The organism is Streptomyces sp. NPDC059582 (assembly GCF_042735715.1).
Classification (GTDB): Bacteria; Actinomycetota; Actinomycetes; order Streptomycetales; family Streptomycetaceae; genus Streptomyces.
Map to the genome: position 1 here is coordinate 111666 of NZ_JBHWCC010000019.1, position 24342 is coordinate 136007.

At 72.4% G+C, this 24342-nt stretch carries 19 protein-coding genes; 3 read left to right on the forward strand and 16 right to left on the reverse strand.

The window, feature by feature from the left end:
- Positions 1-9 precede the first annotated feature (9 nt).
- From ACFV0T_RS18535 to ACFV0T_RS18585, 11 genes are all read right to left on the reverse strand, one after another.
- Positions 10-1035, reverse strand: a complete 1026-nt coding sequence (locus tag ACFV0T_RS18535) for an ADP-ribosylglycohydrolase family protein (protein WP_385779809.1) — start codon at positions 1033-1035, stop codon at positions 10-12.
- Positions 1032-1766, reverse strand: coding sequence for an NUDIX domain-containing protein (locus tag ACFV0T_RS18540; protein ID WP_385779812.1), 735 nt, complete (start codon positions 1764-1766; stop codon positions 1032-1034). The genes ACFV0T_RS18535 and ACFV0T_RS18540 overlap by 4 nt, the downstream gene beginning before the upstream one ends.
- Before the next feature lie 153 nt (positions 1767-1919).
- Positions 1920-3002: a pseudouridine synthase gene (locus ACFV0T_RS18545; RefSeq protein ID WP_385779815.1), complete on the reverse strand. Its 1083-nt coding sequence runs from the start codon at positions 3000-3002 to the stop codon at positions 1920-1922.
- A complete protein-coding gene (gene scpB / locus ACFV0T_RS18550; protein WP_385779817.1) occupies positions 3002-3667 on the reverse strand; it encodes an SMC-Scp complex subunit ScpB in 666 nt (221 codons plus the stop codon). Before scpB ends, ACFV0T_RS18545 begins: the two co-directional genes overlap by 1 nt.
- A complete protein-coding gene (locus ACFV0T_RS18555) occupies positions 3664-4839 on the reverse strand; it encodes a segregation/condensation protein A (protein ID WP_385779819.1) in 1176 nt (391 codons plus the stop codon). The genes scpB and ACFV0T_RS18555 overlap by 4 nt, the downstream gene beginning before the upstream one ends.
- 18 nt (positions 4840-4857) lie before the next feature.
- The gene (locus tag ACFV0T_RS18560) at positions 4858-5430 is read right to left on the reverse strand and encodes a hypothetical protein (RefSeq protein ID WP_385779821.1); all 573 of its coding nucleotides are present in this window, start codon (positions 5428-5430) and stop codon (positions 4858-4860) included.
- Entirely contained in the window at positions 5415-6551 is a 1137-nt protein-coding gene (locus tag ACFV0T_RS18565) for a ParA family protein (RefSeq protein WP_385779825.1), read from the reverse strand. Before ACFV0T_RS18565 ends, ACFV0T_RS18560 begins: the two co-directional genes overlap by 16 nt.
- Before the next feature lie 386 nt (positions 6552-6937).
- The gene (gene ald, locus ACFV0T_RS18570) at positions 6938-8062 is read right to left on the reverse strand and encodes an alanine dehydrogenase (protein ID WP_385779826.1); all 1125 of its coding nucleotides are present in this window, start codon (positions 8060-8062) and stop codon (positions 6938-6940) included.
- Between the two features lie 135 nt (positions 8063-8197).
- Positions 8198-10264 (reverse strand): tetratricopeptide repeat protein, encoded by a 2067-nt coding sequence (locus tag ACFV0T_RS18575; RefSeq protein ID WP_385779829.1) that lies wholly within the window; start codon positions 10262-10264, stop codon positions 8198-8200.
- A gap of 319 nt (positions 10265-10583) precedes the next feature.
- Positions 10584-11210, reverse strand: a complete 627-nt coding sequence (locus ACFV0T_RS18580) for an NUDIX domain-containing protein (protein ID WP_385779832.1) — start codon at positions 11208-11210, stop codon at positions 10584-10586.
- Between the two features lie 119 nt (positions 11211-11329).
- Positions 11330-12994 carry a CTP synthase gene (locus ACFV0T_RS18585; protein WP_385779835.1) on the reverse strand — a complete coding sequence of 555 codons (1665 nt, stop codon included), beginning with the start codon at positions 12992-12994 and terminating at the stop codon, positions 11330-11332.
- Between the two features lie 519 nt (positions 12995-13513).
- On the opposite strand from ACFV0T_RS18585, the gene ACFV0T_RS18590 reads away from it, so the two are divergent.
- The 3 genes from ACFV0T_RS18590 to ACFV0T_RS18600 all read left to right on the forward strand — a co-directional run bounded on the left by ACFV0T_RS18590 (position 13514) and on the right by ACFV0T_RS18600 (position 18472).
- Positions 13514-15316 carry a glycoside hydrolase family 15 protein gene (locus tag ACFV0T_RS18590; protein ID WP_385779881.1) on the forward strand — a complete coding sequence of 601 codons (1803 nt, stop codon included), beginning with the start codon at positions 13514-13516 and terminating at the stop codon, positions 15314-15316.
- Between the two features lie 68 nt (positions 15317-15384).
- Positions 15385-16767, forward strand: a complete 1383-nt coding sequence (locus ACFV0T_RS18595; RefSeq protein WP_385779839.1) for an FAD-binding protein — start codon at positions 15385-15387, stop codon at positions 16765-16767.
- 61 nt (positions 16768-16828) lie between these two features.
- Positions 16829-18472, forward strand: a complete 1644-nt coding sequence (locus ACFV0T_RS18600; RefSeq protein WP_385779841.1) for a PucR family transcriptional regulator — start codon at positions 16829-16831, stop codon at positions 18470-18472.
- Between the two features lie 7 nt (positions 18473-18479).
- Here the strand turns inward: ACFV0T_RS18600 and ACFV0T_RS18605 are convergent, their stop codons facing one another.
- From ACFV0T_RS18605 to ACFV0T_RS18625, 5 genes are all read right to left on the reverse strand, one after another.
- Positions 18480-19616 carry a glycosyltransferase family 4 protein gene (locus ACFV0T_RS18605; RefSeq protein WP_385779843.1) on the reverse strand — a complete coding sequence of 379 codons (1137 nt, stop codon included), beginning with the start codon at positions 19614-19616 and terminating at the stop codon, positions 18480-18482.
- A 177-nt stretch (positions 19617-19793) separates the two neighbouring features.
- Positions 19794-20534, reverse strand: a complete 741-nt coding sequence (locus ACFV0T_RS18610) for a hypothetical protein (RefSeq protein WP_385779885.1) — start codon at positions 20532-20534, stop codon at positions 19794-19796.
- Positions 20535-20648: 114 nt separating this feature from the next.
- Positions 20649-22400 carry a DNA repair protein RecN gene (gene recN, locus ACFV0T_RS18615; protein WP_385779845.1) on the reverse strand — a complete coding sequence of 584 codons (1752 nt, stop codon included), beginning with the start codon at positions 22398-22400 and terminating at the stop codon, positions 20649-20651.
- Between the two features lie 188 nt (positions 22401-22588).
- Positions 22589-23494, reverse strand: coding sequence for an NAD kinase (locus ACFV0T_RS18620; RefSeq protein WP_385779846.1), 906 nt, complete (start codon positions 23492-23494; stop codon positions 22589-22591).
- Positions 23491-24306: a TlyA family RNA methyltransferase gene (locus ACFV0T_RS18625; RefSeq protein ID WP_385779848.1), complete on the reverse strand. Its 816-nt coding sequence runs from the start codon at positions 24304-24306 to the stop codon at positions 23491-23493. The genes ACFV0T_RS18620 and ACFV0T_RS18625 overlap by 4 nt, the downstream gene beginning before the upstream one ends.
- Positions 24307-24342 lie beyond the last annotated feature (36 nt).

The window sequence follows — 24342 nt, forward strand, 5'->3', positions numbered from 1 at the left end:
GCCACCCGCTCAGGCGTCCCAGAGCGCGCCGAGCGTCACCAGCTCGCCCTGGTACTCGATACGGTCCGCCCACTCGGTGGGCCAGGCGTCTGCCCCCAGATACGCGCCCGCGAAGGCACCGGTCAGACAGGCTATCGAGTCGGAGTCGCCGGAACTGCACGCGGCACGGCGCAACGCGGTCAGCGGTTCGTCGACGAAGAGCAGGAAGCACAACAGCCCGGTCGCCAGGGCCTCCTCGGCGATCCAGCCCTCCCCCGTCGCCAGACACGGGTCGGTCTCGCGGGAACCGGCGCGCACGGCCTCCTGAAGGCGGTCCAGGACCGCCAGGCACTCGTCCCAGCCGCGCGCGACGAAGTGCTCGGGGGTGGGGTCCTGACTGCGCGTCCACAGGTCGCCGAGCCAACGCTCGTGGTAGCGGGTGCGGTGGTCGAGGGCGTACGAGCGCAGCAGCCCGACGAGCCCGGTCGGCTCCGCGCCCTGGGCGAGCAGCCGTACGGCGTGCGCGGTGAGGTCGGACGCGGCGAGCGCCGTCGGATGTCCGTGGGTGAGGGCGGACTGCAACTGGGCCGCTCCCGAACGCTGTTCGTCGCTCAGCCCGGGAACCAGCCCGACGGGGGCGACACGCATGTTGGCGCCACAGCCCTTGGAGCCGATCTGGCTGGCGTCCTGCCAGGGCAGGCCCGGGGTCTTGAGCAGATCGCAGGCGACCAGGCAGGTCCGGCCGGGGGCCCGGTTGTTCTCCGGCGACTGGTACCAGTCCACGAACTCCTCGCGCACCGGCCGCTCCAGCCGCTTCGGCCCGAGCAGCCCCCGGTCCATCGCCGTGCGCAGCCCGCGCCCCAGCGCCAGTGTCATCTGGGTGTCGTCGCTGACGATCGCGGGCCTGACGAGGGGCATCTCGCGCCAGGGGCCGAACTTCGCGAGGATCGACGGTACGTCGTTGAACTCGGTCGGGAAGCCCAGCGCGTCGCCGAGGGCGAGGCCCAGCAGGGCTCCGGTGGCGGCGCGTTTGTGGACCGTGGTCGTGGTGGTCATGCGGGGCGTCCTTCCCTGGGTGTGCGCAGCAGCGGCGGATGGAGGGTGGCGGCGCCACCGGCCCGGTACAGCGCGGCCGGTTTTCCACGGCCGCCGGTCAGCCGGGCGGCACCCGGGACGGGCTCGACGAAGCCGGGCGTGGCGAGCACCTTGCGCCGGAAGTTGGGACGGTCGAGGTCCGTGCCCCAGACCGTCTCGTAGACCCGCTGCAACTCGCCGAGGGTGAACTCCGGCGGGCAGAAGGCGGTGGCGAGGCTGGTGTACTCGAGCTTGGCGCCGACGCGGTCGTGGGCGTCGGCGAGGATCCGGTCGTGGTCGAAGGCGAGCGGCGCGGCGGACTCGTACGGCAGCCAGCGGGCCTGCGCCGCGTCCCCACCGCCGTGCGGCTCGGGGGCGTCCGGGAGCAGTGCGGCGAAGGCGACCGACACGACCCGCATCCGGGGGTCGCGGTCGGGCTCGCTGTAGGTGCGCAGTTGTTCCAGGTGCAGTCCGGAGACGTCCGACAGGCCGGTCTCCTCGGCGAGTTCGCGCCGGGCCGCCGCCTCCGCGGACTCCTGGGGCAGCACGAAGCCGCCGGGCAGCGCCCAGTGTCCGGCGTACGGCTCCTGTCCGCGCTCGACGAGCAGCACGTGCAGAGCGCCGTCGAGGAGGGTGAGCACGGCGAGATCGACGGTGACGGCGAAGGGCTCGAAGGCGTACTTGTCGTACCCCGCAGGCCCTGTAGCCCCCACAGGCCCCGTAACCCCTGCAGGCCCTCCAGGCCCGGTCGGCCCCGCGGTTCCACGGCTGCCCGGTGCCGGCACGGCGACCACCCCCTCTTAATAGTCATGACGACTATAAAAGGGGGTGGTGGTCCGTGACAAGCGGGTGTCGCCCTGGCCGACCTAGAGGTCGACCTCCTTGAGCAGCATGCCGACCTCGGTGTTGGACAGCCGGCGCAGCCAGCCCGACTTCTGGTCGCCCAGGGTGATCGGACCGAAGGAGACCCGCACCAGCTTGTCGACCGGGAAGCCGGCCTCGGCGAGCATGCGGCGCACGATGTGCTTGCGGCCCTCGTGCAGGGTGACCTCGACGAGGTAGTTCTTGCCGGTCTGCTCGACGACCCGGAAGTGGTCCGCGCGCGCGTACCCGTCCTCCAGCTGGATGCCGTCCTTGAGCTGCTTGCCCAGGTCACGCGGGATCGGGCCCACGATGTGCGCGAGGTAGGTCTTCTTCACGCCGTACTTGGGGTGGGTCAGCCGGTGGGCCAGCTCGCCGTGGTTGGTGAGCAGGATGACACCCTCGGTCTCGGTGTCGAGCCGGCCGACGTGGAAGAGCCTGGTCTCCCGGTTGGTGACGTAGTCGCCGAGGCACTGCCGGCCCTCGGGGTCCTCCATGGTGGAGACGACACCGGCGGGCTTGTTCAGCGAGAAGAACTGGTACGACTGGGTCGCGACCGTCAGGCCGTCGACCTTGACCTCGTCGTGCTCCGGGTCGACCCGCTTGCCCTGCTCGAGGACGATCTCGCCGTTGACCTCGACCCGCGCCTGCTCGATCAGTTCCTCGCAGGCGCGCCGGGAGCCGTAGCCCGCGCGCGCGAGGACCTTCTGCAGGCGCTCGCCCTCCTGCTCGGCGCCCGGGAAGGTCTTGGGCGGCCTGACGTCCTTCTTGTCCGCGTACCTCTCCCGGTTGCGCTCCTCGGCCCGCGTCTCGTACTCGCGGGAGCGGGCGGGTTCCGTACGGCCACGGCCGCCGCCCTGCGGGGACTGGGACTGCTTGGGGCCGCCCTTGGCACCGCCGCGCGCCGCGCCGCCGCGTCCGGCCTTGGGGCCGTCCTTGGTCGCGCCGGGGCCCACGTCGTAGCGGCGCTCCTCGGGGCGGGGCTTGCGGGGGCGGCCCTGCCCCTGCTTGTCGTCCCTGCTGTTGCCGGCGCCGCGCTGGTTGCCCCGCCCGCCGCTCTTGCCGCTACCGCTGCCGCTGCTTCGCATCAAATTTCCGTCGTCGTCGTGTGTTCGTCGTCTGCGCCGGGCGCGTCGGGCGCGTCCGGGTCGAACGACGGAACCCCTTCCTGGGTCTCGGCCTCGATCGCCGCCGCCTCCGGGAGGAAGGGCGCGAGCTCCGGGAGCTCGTCCAGGCCTCGCAGGCCCATTCGCTCCAGAAAGTAGTTCGTCGTCACGTACAGGATCGCACCTGTTTCGGGTTCCGCGCCCGCCTCCTCGACGAGACCGCGTTGCAGAAGGGTGCGCATGACCCCGTCGCAGTTGACTCCGCGGACCGCGGAGACCCTGCTGCGGCTGACCGGCTGGCGGTAGGCGACCACCGCCAGGGTCTCCAGCGCGGCCTGGGTGAGCCGCGCCTGCTGGCCGTCCAGGACGAAGCCCTCCACGGCCGCCGCGTACTCGGGCCGGGTGTAGAAGCGCCAGCCGCCCGCGATGAGCCGGAGTTCGAAGCCGCGCCGTTGCACGGTGTACTCGTCGGCCAGCTCACGCAGGGCGTCCCCGATCTGCCGCTTCGGCCGCTGGAGTATCTTCGCGAGGTGCTCCTCGGTCGCGGGCTCGTCCACGACCATGAGGACGGCCTCCAGGGCCGGTTTGAGGTCGAGGCCGGCGACGGCGCTCGGCCCGGCCGCGTGGTCGGTGGTCTCCTGGCTCACGCCTTCTTCTCCTCCTTGGGTACCTCGGGCGGCCGGTCGAACTCGTCGGTGACCGTCGGGGCAACTCCCCCGTCCCCGCCGGTCCAGCGCACCAGGAGGTCCCCGAGGGCGTCCTCCTGCTCCAGGGCGACGGCCTTCTCCCGGTACAGCTCCAGCAGCGCCAGGAACCGCGCCACGACGGTGAGGGTGTCGTCGGTGTCCTCGACGAGCACGCGGAAGCTGGCCTCGCCGAGCTCCCGCAGCCGCGCGACCACGATCCCGGCCTGCTCCTGCACGCTGACCAGCGGCGCGTGGATGTGGTCGACGTACACCTGCGGCTTGGCCCGGGGCTGCATCGCCTTGACCGCGAGCCGGGCGAAGCCCTCCGGGCCGATGCTGATGACCACCTCGGGCAGCAGCTCGGCGTGGTGGGGTTCAAGACCGACGGTACGGGGGTAGCGGCGGGACTCCTGCACCAGCCGGTGGTTGAAGATGTCAGCGATCTGCTTGTAGGCCCGGTACTGCAACAACCGCGCGAAGAGCAGGTCACGGGCCTCCAGCAGGGCCAGGTCGGCCTCGTCCTCCACCTCGGCGGAGGGCAGCAGCCGGGCCGCCTTCAGGTCGAGCAGCGTGGCGGCCACCACCAGGAACTCGGTCGTCTGGTCGAGGTCCCAGTCCGGGCCCATCGCCCGGATGTGCGCCATGAACTCGTCGGTCACCTTCGACAGGGCCACTTCGGTGACGTCGAGCTTGTGCTTGGAGATCAGCTGGAGGAGCAGATCGAAAGGGCCCTCGAAGTTCGCGAGCCGGACCTTGAAGACACCGTCTGCGGCCTCGGGCTCGGGCTTGGGCTCGGGCTCACGAAGAGAGATCTCGGGCGCGGACCCGGATTCACGAGGAGAGACCTCGGGCGCGGACCCGGATTCACGAGGAGAGACCTCGGGCGCGGAATTCGGTCCCGGTTCCGGTTCCGCCACGGCGGTCGCGACCGCCTCGGCCTCGCGCTCCGGCTTCGGCTCCGGTACGACCGTCTCGGGCTCCGGGGCCGGTACGACGGGCTCTGGCTCCGGTACGACCGTCCCGGGCTCCGGAGCCGTCACGGGCGCCGGGACGCCGACCGCGCCCGGACCTCGTCCCAGCGCACGCCGACGGCCGGCGGGAGCGCCGGGCACGGGAGCGTCGTTCGAGGTCATGGCCCCCGCAGGCTACCGCTACCGCCCGCGCAGCCGTCGTACGAGGATGCTCGCGTCCCCGCGGGACTCCAGGTCAGCGAGGACCACGGCGACCGCCTCGCGGACGATCCGCCCGCGGTCGACGGCCAGTCCGTGTTCACCGCGGAGCACGAGACGGGCGTGCTCCAGGTCCATGAGCTCCTCTGCGGACACGTACACCGTGATCTTCTCGTCGTGCCGTTCACGCCCGCTGGGCCGCCGGGCGGGCGACCGCCCCCGCTTGCGCGGCTGCGCGTCGGCAGAACCTTCCTGCGCCGCCCCACGCCGTGCGGTGCGCTCCGCGGCGGCGGCCCGGATCCGGGACTCCCCCGCGTCGACCGAATCGGCGTCGACGGCCACATGCTCGGCGCCCTCGCCGTCGCCGCCCTGGGCGGGCACCGACTGCGGTGCGTCCTCCGCCGGGGCGGCGGCCGTCTGGTCGCTCTCCCCCGCCGGAGCCGGCACCCGGGCCTCGCCGTTGGCCGGGCGCCGTGGAGTGGACGGCTGGAGTGCCGTTCCCCCTGTCGTACGGAACAGTTCGTCGGCCCCCGGCAGACTCACTCGGCGTGACACCGGGCGAGCACCTCCCTGGCGAGCTGGCGATAGGCGGCGGCGCCGACGGAGTTGGAGGCGTACGTCGTGATCGGCTCACCGGCGACCGTGGTCTCCGGGAAGCGGACCGTGCGCCCGATGACCGTGTGGTAGACGTGGTCGTCGAAGGCTTCGACGACGCGCGCGAGCACCTCACGGCTGTGCACGGTGCGCGAGTCGTACATCGTGGCGAGGATCCCGTCGAGCTCCAGTTCCGGGTTGAGCCGTTCCTGGACCTTCTCGATGGTCTCCGTCAGCAGCGCCACACCGCGGAGGGCGAAGAACTCGCACTCGAGCGGCACGATCACCTTGTGCGCGGCCGTCAGGGCGTTGACCGTGAGCAGGCCGAGCGAGGGCTGACAGTCGATCACGATGTAGTCGTAGTCGGGCAGCAGCGGCTTCAGCGCCCGCTGGAGCGTCGACTCGCGCGCGACCTCGCTCACGAGCTGGACCTCGGCGGCCGACAGGTCGATGTTGCTGGGCAGCAGGTCCATGTTCGGGACCGCCGTCTTCAGGAGCACCTCGTCCGCCGACATGCCCCGCTCCATGAGCAGGTTGTAGACGGTGAGGTCGAGCTCCATCGGGTTGACGCCGAGACCGACCGACAGCGCGCCCTGCGGGTCGAAGTCCACGAGCAGCACCCGACGGCCGTACTCCGCGAGGGCGGCACCCAGGTTGATGGTCGACGTCGTCTTGCCGACGCCGCCCTTCTGGTTGCACATCGCGATGATCGTCGCGGGACCGTGGTCGGTCAGCGGGCCCGGGATCGGGAAGTAGGGCAGCGGCCGGCCGGTCGGGCCGACGCGCTCGCGGCGCTGCCGGGCAGCGTCGGGCGCGAGCGTGGCCGCGTACTCGGGGTCGGGCTCGTACTCGGCGTCGGGATCGTAGAAGTGCCCTTGGGGCAGTTCGTCGTAGTCGGCGAAGTGGTTGTGGGGCGCGCCACTTCCGTCGCCGGCCATGGCGTTCACGTGATGGCCATCCATGCTCTGGGGTGCTGGCTGAGTCACCCTCGGGGGCTGGTGACTCTGGTGGGCTGCGAAGGTGCGCACAGCAACAGAGCCGACAGCCTCGAACCCCGCGGGGCCCTGGCCCCGGACAGGCATTCCTGGTTGACCACCCCCGGGAGAAAATGTCGACTCATTCACAAGTCGTCTTACCTCCTTGGTGACCAGGAAACTTCTAGACAGGTCAGCGTGGCACCATGCCGACGGTTGGCGACTCTATGGCGTGTCGGGCGTCCGCAGCAACACAATCCGCCGGACCCGGCAGGATGTGTCGGCAATGAAACATCCCTCTGTCAAGGGCGTACGGCCGTCGCACAGCAGGTTTCACCGGTGTACGAATCGGTTCAAGGGTTACGTTCGAGGCGAGTTGGCCGAGAGCCGCAAAGTGACCATACACACACCCGGCCGGACCTCGTCGGCAAGGTCCGGCCGGGTGTGCTGCGTTGACGATCCGTGTTGACGTATCGCCATTACCGTTTGACGACTTAGCCGAGCAGGACGTCGAGCTCGACGTGCGACAGACCGTGCGCTTCGGCGACCTCGCGGTAAACGACCTGGCCGTCATGGGTGTTGAGACCCCTGGCCAGCGCGGCGTCGCGGCGCAGCGCCTCGACCCAGCCGTTGTCGGCGAGGGACACGATGTAGGGCAGCGTGGCGTTGGTGAGGGCGTTGGTGGAGGTGCTGGGCACCGCGCCCGGCATGTTGGCGACGCAGTAGAAGACCGAGTTGTGGACCTGGAAGGTCGGCTCGGCGTGCGTGGTGGGACGCGAGTCCTCGAAGCAGCCGCCCTGGTCGATCGCGATGTCGACAAGGACACTTCCCGGCTTCATGCGGGAGACCAGCTCGTTGGTGACGAGCTTCGGGGCCTTGGCGCCCGGGATGAGCACCGCGCCGATGACGAGGTCGGCGTCGAGGACGGCCTTCTCCAGCTCGAAGGAGTTGGACATGATGGCCTTGACCTTGGTGCCGAAGATCTTGTCGGCCTCGCGCAGCTTGTTGATGTCGCGGTCCAGCAGGGTCACGTCGAAGCCCATGCCGACGGCGATCTGGACGGCGTTCCAGCCGGAGACGCCACCGCCGATGACGACGGCCTTGGCCGGGGTCACGCCCGGGACGCCGCCCGGCAGCACACCGCGGCCGCCGTTGGCGCGCATCAGGTGGTAGGCGCCGACCTGCGGGGCCAGCCGGCCCGCGACCTCGGACATCGGGGCGAGCAGCGGCAGGCCGCGGCCCGGCAGCTCGACCGTCTCGTACGCGATCGCCGTGGTGCCGGACTCCAGGAGGGCGTCCGTGCACTCCTTCGAGGCGGCGAGGTGCAGGTAGGTGAAGAGCGTCTGGTCCTTGCGGAGGCGGTGGTACTCCTCGGCGATCGGCTCCTTGACCTTCAGCAGCAGGTCGGCGGCGGCCCACACCTCGTCGGCCGTCTCCAGGATCCGGGCACCGGCGGCGACGTACTCGTCGTCCGTGATCGACGAGCCGACGCCGGCGTTGCGCTCGATGACCACCTGGTGGCCGTGGCGCACCAGCTCGTGCACGCCGGCGGGGGTGATGGCCACCCGGAACTCGTTGTTCTTGACCTCGCGGGGGATGCCGACCTTCACGTCGATCACGGTCCTTGGCTCAGAGGGTGTGGGGCAATGCAACACATACCCGTACGCATGAGGGCGCACAGGGATGCACCGCAGGAGAACGTGCGGCAGAGCCAGTTTAATGAAGGTGTTCCCGCTGTCTAGCCTTTCATTGCATCAATCTTCAGTGGATGCACTGCGGATTTCGCAGGCGTTAGCGCCGTGTTCCGATGGCTCCGGCTCTCCGACGCTCTCCGGGAGCTCATCACCCAGCATGCGCTCCGCCGTCCCACGGTGCAGTCGGGCGCCCGCCGGGTCGCCGAGATGCTCCAGGGTGTCGGCCAGTCGCAACTGGAGCGCGGCCTGCAGCCGTACGTCCTCGGCCCGGCGCGCCCACTCCACCGCCTCCTGGCAGGTGCGCAGCGACTCCTCCGGCCGGCCCGCGTACTCCTGGACGCGCGCCAGCTCGCTCAACGCCCGTGCCTGAGCGGCCACATCGCCGTTCTTGCGGTGTCCGGAGACCGCCGCCCGCCAGTGCCGCAACGCCTCGCCGTAGCGGCCCGCGTAGGTGTGCGCGGTGGCGATACGGCCGTACAGCCGGGCGGCGTCGGCGCGTTCGTCCCGGGCCAGGCGCTGGGCCAGGGCCCGGCCGAACCAGTCGGCGGCCCGGTCGTAGTCCGCGAGCTCCAGGTGTGCGCCGCCTACGGATTCCATCGCGCGGCCGGTCGCGTACGGGTCGTTCGCCTCGCGCCCTGCGTCCAGCGCCGCCCGGTAGCGCACCAGCGCCTCCGCCGTACGGCCGGTCTGCGCGTCGACGTCGGCGAGGTTCAGCAGGGCGGCGGCCTTCTCGCGGGGCAGGTCGCGGCGCTCGGCCACGTCGAGCACGAGACGGTGGATGCCGTACAGGTCGGCGGCCGCCGCCTGGGTGCCGAAGTGCGCGACCATGGCCCTGACCAGCTGGGACATCAGACGGCGGGCCAGCGTGTCCAGCTCGCCGTCGGCGACCGCGAGCCGGGCCGAGGCCAGCAGGGCGGACCGGCGGAAGGTCAGCCAGTCGGCGGCGGCACGGGGACCGGGGAAGCGCAGCGCGCGGGGCATGCCCTGGAGCTTCTCGCGCGCCTCGGGGTTGTCCGTCTCCGTGATCGCCCGGCAGGACTGCAACAGCCGTACCGTCCGCTCCAGCATCCGGGCGCGGGCGAGCTGGAGCTCGGCGGGGCGGTCCTGGGCCTCGCTGGCGGCCTGGAGCAGCGGCTGCAGACAGCCGGGGACCTCGTACTGCGGCAGCGGCGAGTCCACGACCCGCAGCAGGCCCAGGGCGACGAAGTCGTCGAGCATGGTGTGGGCGCCGCTCACCGAGCAGCCGGCCAGCGCGGAGGCGGTGTGCGGGTCGACGAGACCGGCCGGGGCGAGGGAGAGCAGTCGCAGTATCCGGGCCGCGGGGGCGGGCAGGGAGGCGTGCACGAGCCGGAAGACACGGCTGAGGGGCGTGCTGTCGCTGCCGTCCGTGTGCAGCTGCTTGGCGAGGTCGGCGACGGCCGCCTTGGGGCGGGCCGCGAGCCAGCCGCCGGCCAGCCGCAGCGCGGCGGGCTGCGCCCGGCACTCCTCGACCAGGCCCTCGGCGGCCCGGGGATCGACCGTGATGCGGACCGAGCCGGTGTGCCGGGTCAGCAGCTCCAGGGCGGACTTCGTGTCGAGTCCGCCGATGGTGCACGGGCGGACGTCCGAGATCCCGGTCAACGGGCCCCCGGCGACGGCGACGACCAGACACTCGGGGGTGTCCGGGAGCAGCGCGTCGACCTGCTCGGCGCCGGCCGCGTCGTCCAGCAGGAGCAGCACCTTGCGGCCCGCCAGGGCGGCCCGCAGGGCCTCGCTGAGGTCGTCCTCGGCGGCACCCGGCGGGGCCGGCCGGTCCAGCGCGGAGAGCAGTTCGCGGGCGGTGCGCTCCACCGGCACGGGCGTGCCGTCCGGCTCGCTGAGCCGGGCGCGCAGCACGCCCCCGTCGTAACGGTCCGCAATCTCCCGTACGAGCTCCTCGGCGAGCGCCGTGCGTCCCGATCCGGGCCTGCCCGCGATGAGGAGCACCCTCGCGCGTGGCGCTTTCCTCCCGGAGAGGGTGTCGAGGCCCGCGCGCTCGATGTCGGCGCGCAGGTCCTTCAACTCCCTTGTACGGCCCAGGAAATGGCTGTCCACCGACGTGCGTCCCGACAGCTGAACGCCGCCTGTGTCCACCGCCTGATCCGTCACGGGCCACACTCCCGTCCCACCACACGCGCAAGCCCGCCGGGTCTCCGGATCGGGCGTTTCCAGAGCCTAGTTCACGCTCTGCGACGATCCTGGCGGAGCAGGGCGGAGGGGTCCCCCGATCGGATCAGGCGATCGTCACACCGGGGGTGGGAGCCGCTGACGCGGAAGGACGTACGGCCGCTGACGCGGAAGGACGTCGGAAGGGGCGCGGGCAGGGCCCGGGAAGGCCGCAGGCGGGCCCCGGGCGAGGGCCGAGCAGGGATCTCACGGGGACCGCACGCCGGGGCCGGACAGGCCCGGACAGGCCCCGGGCGCGACCTCAGGCGTCGAAGGGGCGCGCCGGCCAGGGCGCCTCGGCGGGGCGCAGGGCGTCGAGGCCGTCCCCGGCGCGCGCGGCGACCAGCGAGAGAACGCCGACGACGAGGCAGTTGTTGTGCAGCTCGCCCGCGAGCACACCCCGGACGAGCTCCTCGACCGGCACGCGCGCGTACTCCATGTCGGCCTCCTCGTCCTCCACCGCGAACCGCTGCCCCTCGGCCTCGGACAGGTCACGGGCGAGGAAGATGCGCACGGCCTCGTCGCAGCCGCCGGGCGTGGTGTAGACGTCGGTGAGGACCCGCCAGTCCTCGGCCTTGACGTGCGCCTCCTCGTACAGCTCCCGCTGGGCGGCGTGCAGCGGGTTCTCGCCGGGCACGTCGAGCAGCCCGGCCGGGATCTCCCACAGCTTGTGGCGCACGGGGTGGCGGTACTGCTTGATGACCAGGACCCGGCCCTCCTCGTCGAGGGCGAGGACGGCGACCGAGCCGGGGTGGACCTGGTAGTCACGGTGGACCACCGAGCCGTCGGGCATGACCACGGCGTCGGTGCGGACGGAGGTCTTGTTGCCCACGAAGGGGGTCTCCGTCGCCCGGATCTCCCACTGCTGGGGGGTGTCCTTGATCGTCATGCCCTGTCCTTCCACACGTGCCGGAGCGACCGGCACACCACTGGAGAGACCGGCCCCACGAAAAAACCGGGGTGCCCACCTTTGAAGGTTTGCACCCCGGCCACCGTACAACCGGTGTGTTACTCGGAATTCTGCCGCGCCGCGACCTGACGCTGCACGGCCGCCTTCACCAGGCCCGCGAACAGCGGGTGCGGACGGGTCGGCCGCGAGCGCAGCTCCGGGTGGGCCTGCGTGGCGACCAGGTAGGGGTGGACGTCCCGCGGGTATTCGACGTACTCGACGAGCTTGCCGTCCGGCGAGGTGCCCGAGAAGAGGATCCCCGCCTTCTTCTCCAGCTCCGCGCGGTAGGCGTTGTTCACCTCGTAGCGGTGACGGTGCCGCTCCTCGACGTACTCCTTGTCGTCGTAGACCTCGCGCACGATGGAGCCCTCGGCCAGCTTGGCGGGGTACATGCCCAGGCGCATCGTGCCGCCCATGTCGCCCTCGCCGGCCACGATGTCGAGCTGCTCGGCCATGGTGGAGATCACCGGGTGGCCGGTGCCGGAGTCGAACTCGGTGGAGTTCGCGTCGGGGATGTCGGCGAGGTTGCGGGCCGCCTCGATCACGATGCACTGCAGGCCCAGGCAGAGGCCGAGCAGCGGGATCCGGTTCTCGCGGGCGTAGCGGATGGCGCCGACCTTGCCGAGCACGCCGCGGTCGCCGAAGCCGCCGGGGATGCAGATGCCGTCGACGTCGCCGAGCTGCTGCGCCGCGCCGGCCGGGGTCTTGCAGTCGTCGGACGTGACCCACTTGATCTTCACGCGGGCCTTGTTCGCGAAACCGCCGGCGCGCAGCGCCTCGGTGACCGAGAGGTAGGCGTCGGGCAGGTCGATGTACTTGCCGACCAGGGCCAGGGTGATCTCGTGGTCGGGGTTGTGGACGCGGTCGAGCAGGTCGTCCCAGGTCGTCCAGTCCACGTCACGGAACGGCAGGTCCAGCTTGCGGACGACATAGGCGTCCAGGCCCTCGCCGTGCACGGTCTTCGGGATGTCGTAGATGGAGCGCGCGTCCGGGCACGCGACGACCGCGTCCTCGTCGACGTCGCACATCAGCGAGATCTTGCGCTTGATCGCGGTGGGCACCTCGCGGTCGCAGCGCAGGACGATCGCGTCCGGCTGGATACCGATGTTGCGCAGCGCCGCGACCGAGTGCTGGGTCGGCTTGGTCTTCAGCTCGCCGGACGGGCCGATGTAGGGCAGGAGCGAGATGTGCACGACGAAGACGTTGTCCCGGCCGACCTCGTGCCGGACCTGGCGGACCGTCTCCAGGAACGGCAGCGACTCGATGTCGCCGACCGTGCCGCCGACCTCGGTGATCACGACGTCGACCGCGTCGGTCGCCATCCGGCGGATCCGGTGCTTGATCTCGTTGGTGATGTGCGGGATGACCTGCACCGTGTCGCCCAGGTACTCGCCGCGCCGCTCCTTGGCGATCACCGTCGAGTAGACCTGCCCGGTCGTGACATTGGCGGAGCCGTCCAGGTCACGGTCGAGGAAGCGCTCGTAGTGTCCGATGTCCAGGTCGGTCTCGGCGCCGTCGTTGGTGACGAACACCTCACCGTGCTGGAACGGGTTCATCGTGCCGGGGTCGACGTTCAGGTACGGGTCGAGCTTCTGCATCACGACGCGCAGGCCCCGCGCCTTCAGCAGCATGCCGAGGCTGGAGGCGGTCAGGCCCTTGCCGAGCGAGGAGGCGACACCCCCGGTGACGAAGATGTGCTTGGTCGTCGTGGATTTGGGCGTCATGGCCAAGAGGGGGCTCCCGTGGTCGCGGTCTGGGGGTGCGGTGCGGCGGTCCGGGCCGGAGATTTCCGGTTTTCGCGGAGGCGCCGTCGCTGCGGTTCGGGGGTTTCATGCCCACCGGTCCACGGGCTACCAGGGTATCAGCGCCTGAGAGGGATGGCTTCCGGCCACGCTCTGCGCCCGTGCCGATACGGACGCGCGTCTGTCACGTGGTTCTCACCGGTTACTCACCCGTTCAGCCCAGGCGCGTTACCCGGAGCGGCACGCAGATCATCTACGTGCGTCGTATCCTGCTCGGACACTCGCTGCCGAGCCCGGCCGGACAACACGGCACCACCCCCGTCCGTCATCACCGGAACAACGAGAGCTCGTCAGTTCGTTGACCAACAATCGGCGTTTTGCCTCAAGGCTGAGCGGCTGCTTTGCTTCACCGCTCAGCGACGCATAACAAACGACCCCTTGACCGCACTAGCGACAGCCCCATTTGCGTGGGGTGACGTGGCCGTTCGACTGGAGTTGCACGTGGCCGGGCGCATCGAAGACTACGCACTCATCGGAGACATGCAGACAGCGGCGCTGGTCTGCCGGGACGGCACGGTCGACTGGCTGTGCCTGCCCCGCTTCGACTCGCATGCCATCTTCGCCGGTCTGCTCGGCACCGAGGAACACGGGTTCTGGCGGCTGGGCCCCGCCCATGCCGCCGACGCCCAGCCGCCCACGGCGGCCCGTCGCAGCTACCGCGGCGACTCGCTGATCCTGGAATCCGAGTGGGACACCCCGCGCGGCACGGTCCGGGTGATCGATTTCATGCCCCCGCGCGACGGCGCGCCGCAGCTGATCCGGATCGTGGAAGGTGTCTCGGGCCGCGTCCCGATGCGCTCGGCGCTCCGGATGCGTTTCTCCTACGGCCGAGTCGTGCCGTGGGTGCACAAGCACGAAGGGCGTACGGTCGCCGTGGCGGGCCCGGACTCGGTGTGGTTCGACACCAGCGCCGAGACCTACGGCAAGGCGCTGACGACGTACGCGGACTTCACCGTGGCGCCGGGCGACCGGATCGCGTTCACCATCTCGTGGCAGCCCTCGCACAAGGAGCCGCCGGCGCTGCCGGAGCCGGAACAGTCGCTGGAGGCGACGGAGGAGTTCTGGCGCGAGTGGGTGGACCACTGTACGTACCACGGTCCCTACCGGGAGGCCGTGGTCCGCTCCCTGATCACGCTCAAGGCCCTCACCTACGCCCCGACCGGCGGTATCGTCGCCGCGCCCACCACCTCCCTCCCGGAGGACATCGGCGGGGTGCGCAACTGGGACTACCGCTACACCTGGCTGCGGGACGCGGCCATCACGCTCTCCTCGCTGCTGCGCACCGGCTACCGCGAGGAGGCCCGCGCCTGGCGCGAGTGGCTGCTGCGGGCCGTGGCCGGCGATCCGGAGAACCTCCAGATCATGTACGGCATCGCGGGCGAACGCGAGCTCGGTGAGGCCGAGCTGGACTGGCTGCCGGGCTACGAGCAGTCGGCCCCGGTCCGGGTCGGCAACGGCGCCGCGCACCAGCTCCAGCTGGACGTGTACGGCGAGGTCACCGAGGCCCTGCACCTGGCCCATATGACGGGCCTGGCCCGCAACGACTACGCCTCCGTGCTCCAGCTGAAGCTGATCCGCTATCTGGAGGACCACTGGGACGAGCCGGACGAGGGCATCTGGGAGGTGCGCGGCCCGCGCCGCCACTTCGTGCACTCCAAGGTGATGGCCTGGGTCGCCGTCGACCGCACGATCAAGCTCATCGAGTCCGGTGACGCGGACGGCCCGCTGGAGAAGTGGCGCGAGCTGCGCGACGACATCCACCGGGACGTGTGCGAGCGGGGCTACGACAAGGAGCGCAACACCTTCACGCAGTCGTACGGCTCGAAGGAGCTGGACGCCTCGCTGCTGCTGATTCCGCAGATGGGCTTCCTGCCCCCGGACGACAAGCGGGTGATCGGCACGATCGAGGCGATCCAGCGGGAGCTGTCCACCTCGGACGGCTTCATCCTGCGCTACCCGACGGACGGCAGCAAGGAAGGCGTCGACGGGCTCCCCGGCGACGAGGGCGCCTTCCTGGCCTGTTCGTTCTGGATGGCGGACGACCTCGCGATGATCGGCCGTGTGGACGAGGCCCGCAGACTGTTCGAGCGGCTGCTGGCGCTGCGCAACGACCTGGGCCTGCTCGCGGAGGAGTGGGACCCGCGTCTTCAGCGCCAGGTCGGCAACTTCCCGCAGGCCTTCAGCCACGTCCCGCTGATCGACACGGCGCTGCGACTGACGGCGTCCGGGGCCTACGGAGGCTGAACAGGACCGGATGGCCGCTCCCTCCTACGCTGGAAGCGGCAGAGGTCCCTTCCGGGAAGGGGGCGGCCATGGCTCCCCCATCGAAGGCGGGTGCGGCACTCACGGCACTCCGCGAGGAGCTGGCCGGCGAGGTGTTCGCCCCGGGCGACGAGGGCTACGACGAGGCCCGGACCGTGTACAACGCCATGATCGACCGGCGTCCCGCCGTGATCGCGCAATGCGTGGACGAGGCCGACGTCGTCCGGGCGGTGCGCTTCGCGCGGGACCTGGACCTGCATGTCGCGGTGCGCGGCGGCGGACACAGCGTGGCGGGCATGGCGCTCGGTGACGGCGCCCTCGTCGTCGATCTGCGCCGGATGCACGAGGCGACTGTCCATGCCGCGGCCGAGGCGGTACGGATCGGGGGCGGGGCCACGATGAGCCACCTGGACCGTGCCACCCAGCCCTACGACCTCGCCACCACCGGCGGCCGGATCTCCAGCACCGGCGTCGGCGGCTTCGTACTGGGCGGCGGCACGGGCTGGCTGGACCGCTGGTGCGGGCTGGCCGTCGACAACCTGCTGGGCGTCGAACTGGTCACCGCCGACGGCTCCCGGATCCACGCGAACGCCGACGAACACCCGGAACTGTTCTGGGCCCTGCACGGCGGCGGCGGCAACTTCGGCGTCGCCACCGCGATCACCCTGAAGCTGCACGAACTGCCGCGGTTCTCCGTCGCGCTGCTGATGCACCTGCCCGAGTTCGGGCCCGAGGTCGTGCGCACCTACCGCGAGATCATCGAGTACGGCCCGCAGGAGGCGGGCGGCACCGTGATGTACCTGACCGGCCCGTCCGCGGAGTTCATGCCCGCGCATCTGGTCGGGCAGCTGCTGTGCGCCTCGCTGCTGACCTACGCGGGTCCCGAGGAGGACATGCGCAGGCTCGCCCAGCCGCTGCTGGCGCTGCCGCACGAGGCGGAGGTCGTCACCGCGCTGCCGTACGCCGACTTCCAGTGCATGCTCGAAGATCCGCCCGGCCAGCGGAACTACTGGTCGGCCGAGTTCCTGGCGGCTCTGCCCGACGAGGCCGTGGAGGTCTTCTGCGCCCTCGCGGACACCGAGCCGGTGCCCACCAGCACGCGGCACGTCCTGTTCCCGCAGGGCGGCGCGGTCGCCGCGGGTCCCGCGGAGTTCCCGGTGCCCTTCCGCGACGCGCCGTGGGTGGTGCATCCGTTCGGGGTCTGGACGGACCCGGCGGACGACGAGCGGGCCCTGCGGTGGGTACGGAGCGTGCGCGCCGGCGTCCAGCCGTGGAGCACCGGCGCGGCCTACCTCAACTTCATCGGCGACGAGGGCGCGCAACGGGTGGAGGCCGGCCTCGGGGTCGAGAACCACCGGCGGCTGGCCGAGGTGAAGCGACGGTACGACCCGGACAACGTCTTCCGGTTCAACCACAACATCAAGCCGTCCTGAGGACCGTTCGCCGACCGGGCGGACATGTCGCCGCACCGTCCGCGCGGGTAGCGTCCGTCGCATGGACAGCCGCGCGGACCACCGATTCGACAGCCAGGGCACCGGGGTCACCGTGCAGCGGGCGCTGGAGCTGCCGGGGCTGCGCAGCGGGCTGCCCGAGGTCCTCGCGGGCGCCGACCGGCTGCAGCGCACCGTGCGCTGGGTGCACGCGGGCGAGGTGCCGAACATCGCCTCGCTGCTCAAGGGCGGTGAGCTGCTGCTCACCACGGGGTACGGGCTCGGCACCCGCCCCGCCGACCAGCGGGCGTTCGTGCGCACCCTCGCCGAACGCGGTATCGCGGCCCTGGTCGTGGAGCTCGGCCCGCGCTTCACCCGGCTGCCCGCCACCCTGGTCGAGACCGCGCAGTCGGCCGGGCTTCCGCTGGTCCAGCTGCACCGCGAGGTGCCGTTCGTGGCGGTCACCGAGGAGATCCACACCGAGATCGTCAACGGGCACTACGCGCTGTTGCAGCGGGCGGAGGAGGTGCACCGCCGGTGTACCGAAGCCCTGCTGGGCGGCGGCGGGATCCCCCAGGTCCTGGGCATCCTGGCCGACTTCAGCGGCAACCCGGTCTTCCTGGAGACGACGGACGGGCAGCTGCTGTACGCCGCGGGGGCGGGGCCCGAGGGCACGGATCCGCTCCAGGTGTGGGAGGGGCTGCGCGGGCAGCACAAGGACGCGCCGCCGTCGTCGGGCTCGGTGCTCGTCGACGTGCCCGGCGCAGGGCCGGGCACGGGCTCGGTGCGGGCCCGGCTGGTGCTGCTGCCCGTCCTCGGCCCGCTCGCCCCCGTGCACCGCATCGCCGCCGAACGGGCCGCGGGCGTCCTGGCCGTGGTGCTGATGCAGGCCCGCCAGGAGGAGGAGCTCGCGGCACGCGGCCGCGGCGACTTCCTGACCGACCTGGCCGAGGGCCGTGTCGCCGCGGTGGACGCCCCCGCGCAGGCCCGGGTGCTGGGCTTCAAGCCGGGCGACGGCCCGCTGCTGCCGGTGGTCATGCGGCTGGGTGACGCGCTCTCCCCGGGCGGGGGCTGGGCGGTGCTGGCGCGCGCGGTCGGCGAGGAGCTGGCGTCCGTGGGCGTGCCGGTGCTGCTGGGCGTACGCCCCGTCGAGGGCCGCGTGCCGCTCCTGCTGGGCCTGCGCTCGGAATCGGAGCGGTCCGCGGTGGCCGACCGGGTCGCGGCGGCGCTGCGGACCGGTGTGGAGCGGGCGGGGATCCAGCGGCCGGGAGCCCGGCCACCGGTCGTGGTCGTCGGGGTGGCCGGCGGCTGGGCGGCGGCGTCGGCCGGTCTGCGGCACGCCGCGGAGACGGCGACCGCCGCGCAGGGCCTGTCCGACCGTCCCTGGTACGACGCCCGCCGCCTCGACATCGACCTGCTGCTGTGGCGGCTGCGTGACCAGCCCGACCTCGCGGCCTTCGTGGACCGCGCGATCGGCCCCCTGCGCGACCACGACAACCGCTCGAAGCCACCGCTGCTGCCGACCCTGGAGACGTATCTGGCGCACGCCGGCCGCAAGGCGGAGACGGCGCGCGAGCTCCACCTCAACCGTCAGACGCTGTACAACCGGCTCGCCCGGATCGGCGAGTTGCTCGGCACGGACCTGGACGACCCGCAGACGGTCCTGGCGTTGAGCCTGGCCCTGCGGGCGCGCCGGCACGCGCCCTAGACGCCCCTCAGATAAGCGGCGTGGGCTGTGTCAACTCGTCGTAGACACACAGCACCTGGGCGACCGTCTCGTCCTCGGTGGGCCAGGTGGCCGCCTGCCGGGCGCCCTTCTCGGCCAGGAGTTCCCGGCGTCCGGGGTCGCCGAGCAGACCTACCACGGCGTCGGCGAGGGCGCCCGCGTCGCCGTACGGCACGAGTTCGGCGGCGTCGCCGACGAGTTCGGGGATGCCTCCGACCCGGGTCGCGACGAGCGGCACGCGCGCGTGCAGGGCCTCCTGGGCGAGCACGGAACGCGACTCCCACCGGCTCGGCAGCAGCGCGAGGTCGGCGGCGGCGATCAGCTCGCCCACGTCGTCGCGCCGCCCGACGATCCGTACCGGCAGCCCCTCGTCCTCGATCCGGCGCTGCAGCGCCGCCCGCAGCGGGCCCTCGCCCGCGACGACCACCAGCGGCACGGGGTCGAGCCCGCGCCACGCGCGTGCGGCGTCCAGCAGCACCTCGTACCCGCGGTGCGGGTCGAGGGAGCCGACGGCCATCAGCAACGGGCGGCCGATGGCGCCGAGCTCGGCCCGGATCTTGGGGTGGCGCCGGTCGGGGTCGTCGGCCTCGGCCGGTCCGGGCAGGCCGGGCAGGGCCACGGCGGCGAGCCGCGCGTCCCGCGCGCCGGTGCGGCGGGCCCGGTCCACGAGGGCGGAGGTGGTGCCGAGCACGACGGTGGCCGCCCTCACCACCCGGCGCTCCAGCAGCCGCACGAGATGGGCGCGCGCGCCCTCGGCGTACGCGCGGTCGTGCCAGGTGACGACCAGCGGGGTGCGCCGCCCGCTGAGCGCGAGCACGGCCCTGAAGGAGGCGTGCAGCCCGTGCGCGTGTACCAGGTCGGCGTCCGCGCAGGCCGCCCGGAGCGCGGCGACCGCCCCCGGGTCGCTGCTGCGCGGGACGTGCACGTGTTCGGCGCCGGCGCCCGTGAAGTCGTAGAGGTGATCGGCCTCGACGGGAGCGCACACGGTGACCCGCACGCCCCGGGCGGCCAGCCCCGCGGTCAGGGAGCGCACGTGTGCGCTGCTGCCGGCGTTGCCTCCGCCCAGCACCTGCACGGTGCGCAACGGCGACTGGCCGTGCGCTGAGGGGCTGCTGACGGGGCTCACGTGGCCGGGGGCTCCTGGTTCGGCGTCGGAGGATCACGACGAAACGTACAGAAGGAACGGGCACGGAGGGGGCACCGCGCGGTATCCCCCCATGTCCTACGTCAAGGATGCCAGGACGTACGGGTGTTCCGGGAACCGGAGGCGGCCGGCTCCTCCCGGCACGACCGCACGGGTCACTCACACGAGTGAACGCGCCGCCTCGCTCACCCGGTCGCCGCAGACCGCCGCGGCCACGACGGCGACGGCGTGGGCGGCAAGCGAGGCCCGGCCGTTCGCGGTGACGACCGCGGCCCCCAGAACGGCGCCCAGCGCGTGCGCCCCGCTGTCCCCGATCATCGCGCGTTCCCCGAGATCGTCGGGCAGCACGGCCGCGGCGACGCCGACCGCGACGGCGGCCAGTTCCGCCCCGGGTCCCCCGCGCAGCAGCCCGGGCGCGCCGAGGACGAGCACCGTCCCGGCGGCCCTTCCCGGCCGGACGTCCACGAGGTTGACGAAGTGCGCGGCACCGGCGATCACGATCCCCGCGAGCACCTTGTCCGTCGGCCGCTCCTTGAGCAGCGCGCCGGCGACGAGACCGGCACCCGCGATGCCGAACAACTTGACCGCGCCGCTGGTGACTTCGCCGTCCCGCAGCGCCCTCAGGTGCGCCCGGAAGCCACGCCGGTCGTCCCCGGCGACATCGTCGTACGCCCCGCAGAGACCGGCGGCCGCGACGGCGAGCCCGGCGGCCGGCCGGACGCGCGCGGCCCCGACGGCGGCCGCCAGGGCGCTCGCGGGCCCGGCGTACATCTCCACGGTCCGCCCGGCGTGGTTCGTCCGCTCCCAGCGGACCCGGCCGCCCGGCGCCCGGGAGCGCAGAGCGGCCGCCGCGGCCCGGGTGGTCGCGGCGGCGAGGGCGAACGAGGTGGTCCTGCGCATACGGTCGATCACCCCGTCACCCTAAGGACCCGCCCCGTGCCCTCGGAGGCGCGGGGCACCGCACGACCGGCCGCGGCCGGTCCGCGGGGCGGACAGGCTCGTCCGGCGCAGCCCTCAGCCGTCCGCCCGGGCCGTCGCCAGCAGTTCCTCGGCATGCGCCCGCGCCGTCTCCGAGTCCTCCTGGCCGGCCAGCATCCGGGACAGCTCCCGGATGCGGTCCTCGCCTTCGAGCACCTTCACGCCGGAGCGGGTCACCGACCCGTCGTTGGTCTTCTCGACCAGCAGCTGCCGGTCGGCGAAGGCCGCCACCTGCGGCAGATGGGTCACGACCACGACCTGCGCGCTCTTCGCGAGCCGCGCCAGCCGCCGCCCGATCTCCACCGCCGCCTTGCCGCCGACACCGGCGTCGACCTCGTCGAAGAGGTACGTCGGCACGGGATCCGTCCCGGCGAACACGACCTCCACCGCCAGCATCACGCGCGAGAGCTCACCACCGGACGCGCCCTTGGCGATGGGCCGCGGCGGGGCACCCGGGTGCGGGGCCAGCAGCAGTTCCACCTCGTCGACGCCGGACGGCCCGTAGGCGACGGCACGCCCGCCGACCTCGACGCCCTCCGGGTCCTCCGTCTGCCGGAGCTCGAACGACACGCGCGCGTGGGGCATGGCCAGCGAGGCCAGTTCGGCGGTCACAGCGGCCGCGAACCGCTCGGCCGCCTCCACCCGCGCGTCCGTCAACGCCTGCGCGAGCCCGCCCAGTTCGGCCCGCAGCGCGTCCCGCTCGGCGGTCAGCTCCTCGATCCGGTCGTCGTCGCCGTCCAGTTCGGTCAGCCGCGCGGCGCCCTGCTCGGCCCACGCGATCACGGAGGCCGTGTCCTGGCCGTCCCGGCCGTACTTACGGGTCAGCGCGGTCAGCGCCGCCCGGCGCTCCTCCACGGCCGCCAGCCGCAGCGGATCGGCGTCCAGATCGTCCGCGTATCCCGCCAGCTCCCCGGCCACGTCGCCCAGCAGGATCCCGATCTCCCCGATCCGGTCGGTGAGCGCGGCCAGCGCCGGATCGTGCGACCGTACGGCCTCCAGGGCGCGCTGTGCGCCCGCCACGAGCGTCGCGGCGTCGATGCCCTCCGGGTCCTCCGGGTTGCCCGCGAGAGCGGCGTGGGCGGCCGTGGCGGCCGACGACAGCGCCTCCGCGTGCCCGAGCCGCTCCGCCTCCTCCGCCAGCTCCACGTCCTCGCCGGCGCGCGGCTCGACCCCGGCGACCTCGTCGAGGCCGTAGCGCAGCATGTCGGCCTCCTGGGCCCGCTCACGCGCGCGTGTGACGATCTCGTCGAGCTCGACGGCCACGGCACGCAGCCGCCGATAGGCCTCCGTGTACTTGGCGAGCGGCCCCGCGACCGCGTCGCCCGCGTACCGGTCGAGCGCCTGCCGCTGTCGCGAGAGCTTCAGCAGCCCCTGCTGGTCGGTCTGCCCGTGCACCGCCACCAGCTCGTCGGCGAGCTCCGCGAGCACCCCGACGGGCACGCTCCGTCCGCCCAGGTGGGCCCGTGACCGCCCCTCGGCGGAAACGGTACGGCTGATCAGCAGGGCGCCGTCGTCGAGCTCGGCCCCCGCCTCCTCCGCCCGGAGCATCGCGGACGTGTTCGCGGGGACGGTGATCCGTCCCTCCACGACCGCGTTCTTCGCCCCGATCCGTACGAGCGCGGGGTCCGCGCGCCCGCCGAGCAGCAGCCCCAGACTGGTGACCACCATCGTCTTGCCCGCGCCCGTCTCACCGGTGACCGCGGTGAACCCGGGCGACAGCTCGACGACAGCGTCGTCGATGACTCCGAGCGACCGTATCCGCATCTCCTCCAACACGGACACGACCATACGAGGTCGGGGGGACGGTGTGCGACGGCACCCGCCCCGGTTGTGCGAAGCCGCAGGTGGCGGAGAGCGGATCGTGCGCTTTTGTCACCCGGGCGAGTGCACGGACCTCAGGGGCGCGGGGAAACCGGGCGACGGGCCACCACGCACCCGCGGCCCCCCGTCGGTCCCCCGTCACCGCCCGCGAACCGCTACGACCGGGCCCCGCGCCACCCGGAGACGGGCAGCGCGAACTTGGCCACCAGCCGGTCCGTGAACGAAGCGTGATGCAGCCGGGCCAGCCGCACCGGCACCGCCCCGCGCCGCACCTCCACCCGCGCGCCCGGCGGCAGCTCCACGGTCCGCCGCCCGTCGCACCACAGCACGCCGGGCGGGACGTGCGGCAGCACCTCGACCGCCAGCACGGAGTTCGGCGAGGTCACCAACGGCTTCGCGAACAGCGCGTGCGCGCTGATCGGCACCATCAGCAGCGCCTCCACCTCAGGCCACACCACGGGCCCGCCCGCCGAGAAGGCGTACGCCGTCGACCCGGTAGGGGTCGACAGGACGATCCCGTCGCAGCCGAACCCGGTCACCGGCCGTCCGTCGATCTCCAGCACGACCTCGAGCAGCTTCTCGGCGGACACCTTCTGCACGGCGGCCTCGTTCAGGGCCCAGTCCGTGTGCACGATGTCGCCGTTGCGGTGCACGACGACGTCGACGGTCATCCGCTCCTCGACCTCGTACGCCTTGGTCACCACCCGGTCGACGACCTTGTCGAGGTCGTCCCGCTCGGCCTCCGCGAGGAAGCCGACGCTGCCGAGGTTCACGCCGAGCATCGGCACCCCGGACGCCCGCGCGAACTCGGCGCCACGCAGCAGCGTGCCGTCACCGCCGAGGACGATGAGCAGTTCGCATCCCTCCAGGCACTGCGGGGTGGCCTCCTTGACGAGCTCCACCTCCACCGGCAGCGGCAGGTCGCGCGCCTCGGCCTCCAGGACGCGCACGCCGATGCCTGACTGCAACAGCCCCTTGACCACGAGTTCGGCACTGCGGATGGCCGCGGGCCGCCCGGTGTGGGCGAGCAGGAAAACAGTACGAGCTCGGTTCTGTGTCAACGCGGCCCCTCCGCCACTGCACGGTCAACGTCGGCCGGGTCCAATTCGGGAGCTCCGGCCCGCAGCCACAGAAAGTACTCGACATTGCCCGAGGGCCCGGGCAGCGGGCTCGCGGTGACCCCCCGCACCCCGAGCCCGAGCTCCCACGCCTTCCCGGCCACGCCCCGCACGGCGTCCGCCCGCAGCTGCGGACTCCGTACGACACCCCCGCTCCCCAGCCGTTCCTTCCCCACCTCGAACTGCGGCTTGACCATCATCACCAGGTCGGCGTCCGGCTTCACACACCGCGCCAGGGCCGGCAGCACCAGCCCGAGCGGGATGAAGGACAGATCGCCCACGACAAGATCCACAGGTTCCCCATCGATCGCTTCAAGCGTCAACTCGCGTACGTTCGTACGGTCCTTGACGGTGACGCGTTCATCGCTCCGGAGAGACCAGGCGAGTTGGCCGTAACCGACGTCGACGGCGACGACGTGCGCGGCCCCCGCCCGCAGCAGCACGTCGGTGAAGCCGCCCGTGGACGCGCCGGCGTCCAGCGCCCGCCGTCCCTCGACGGCCAAGCCCTGCGGCACGAAGGCGGCGAACGCCCCGGCGAGCTTGTGGCCGCCGCGCGAGACGTACTCGGGGTCGCCGTCGTCGGACGCGACGACGATCGCCGCCGCGGTCTCCACCTGCGTGGCGGGCTTGGTCGCGACGGTCTTGTCGACGGTCACCCGGCCCGCGGCGATCAGCTGGCTGGCGTGCTCGCGCGAGCGCGCGAGCTTCCTGCGGACCAGCTCCGCGTCCAGACGGCGGCGTGCGACTCCTGCCACGTTCGGTTCAGCTCCTCGTCCCGTACGTCGATTGAA

Bases quoted from the DNA above. Each gene is read 5' to 3' on its own strand.
- ACFV0T_RS18545 (WP_385779815.1), bottom strand. From the start codon at position 3,002: ATGCGAAGCAGCGGCAGCGGTAGCGGCAAGAGCGGCGGGCGGGGCAAC.
- ACFV0T_RS18600 (WP_385779841.1), top strand. From the start codon at position 16,829: ATGGACAGCCGCGCGGACCACCGATTCGACAGCCAGGGCACCGGGGTC.
- ACFV0T_RS18585 (WP_385779835.1), bottom strand. From the start codon at position 12,994: ATGACGCCCAAATCCACGACGACCAAGCACATCTTCGTCACCGGGGGT.
- ACFV0T_RS18535 (WP_385779809.1), bottom strand. From the start codon at position 1,035: ATGACCACCACGACCACGGTCCACAAACGCGCCGCCACCGGAGCCCTG.
- ACFV0T_RS18580 (WP_385779832.1), bottom strand. From the start codon at position 11,210: ATGACGATCAAGGACACCCCCCAGCAGTGGGAGATCCGGGCGACGGAG.
- ACFV0T_RS18610 (WP_385779885.1), bottom strand. From the start codon at position 20,534: ATGCGCAGGACCACCTCGTTCGCCCTCGCCGCCGCGACCACCCGGGCC.
- recN (WP_385779845.1), bottom strand. From the start codon at position 22,400: ATGGTCGTGTCCGTGTTGGAGGAGATGCGGATACGGTCGCTCGGAGTC.
- ACFV0T_RS18565 (WP_385779825.1), bottom strand. From the start codon at position 6,551: ATGCCTGTCCGGGGCCAGGGCCCCGCGGGGTTCGAGGCTGTCGGCTCT.
- ACFV0T_RS18555 (WP_385779819.1), bottom strand. From the start codon at position 4,839: ATGACCTCGAACGACGCTCCCGTGCCCGGCGCTCCCGCCGGCCGTCGG.
- ACFV0T_RS18595 (WP_385779839.1), top strand. From the start codon at position 15,385: ATGGCTCCCCCATCGAAGGCGGGTGCGGCACTCACGGCACTCCGCGAG.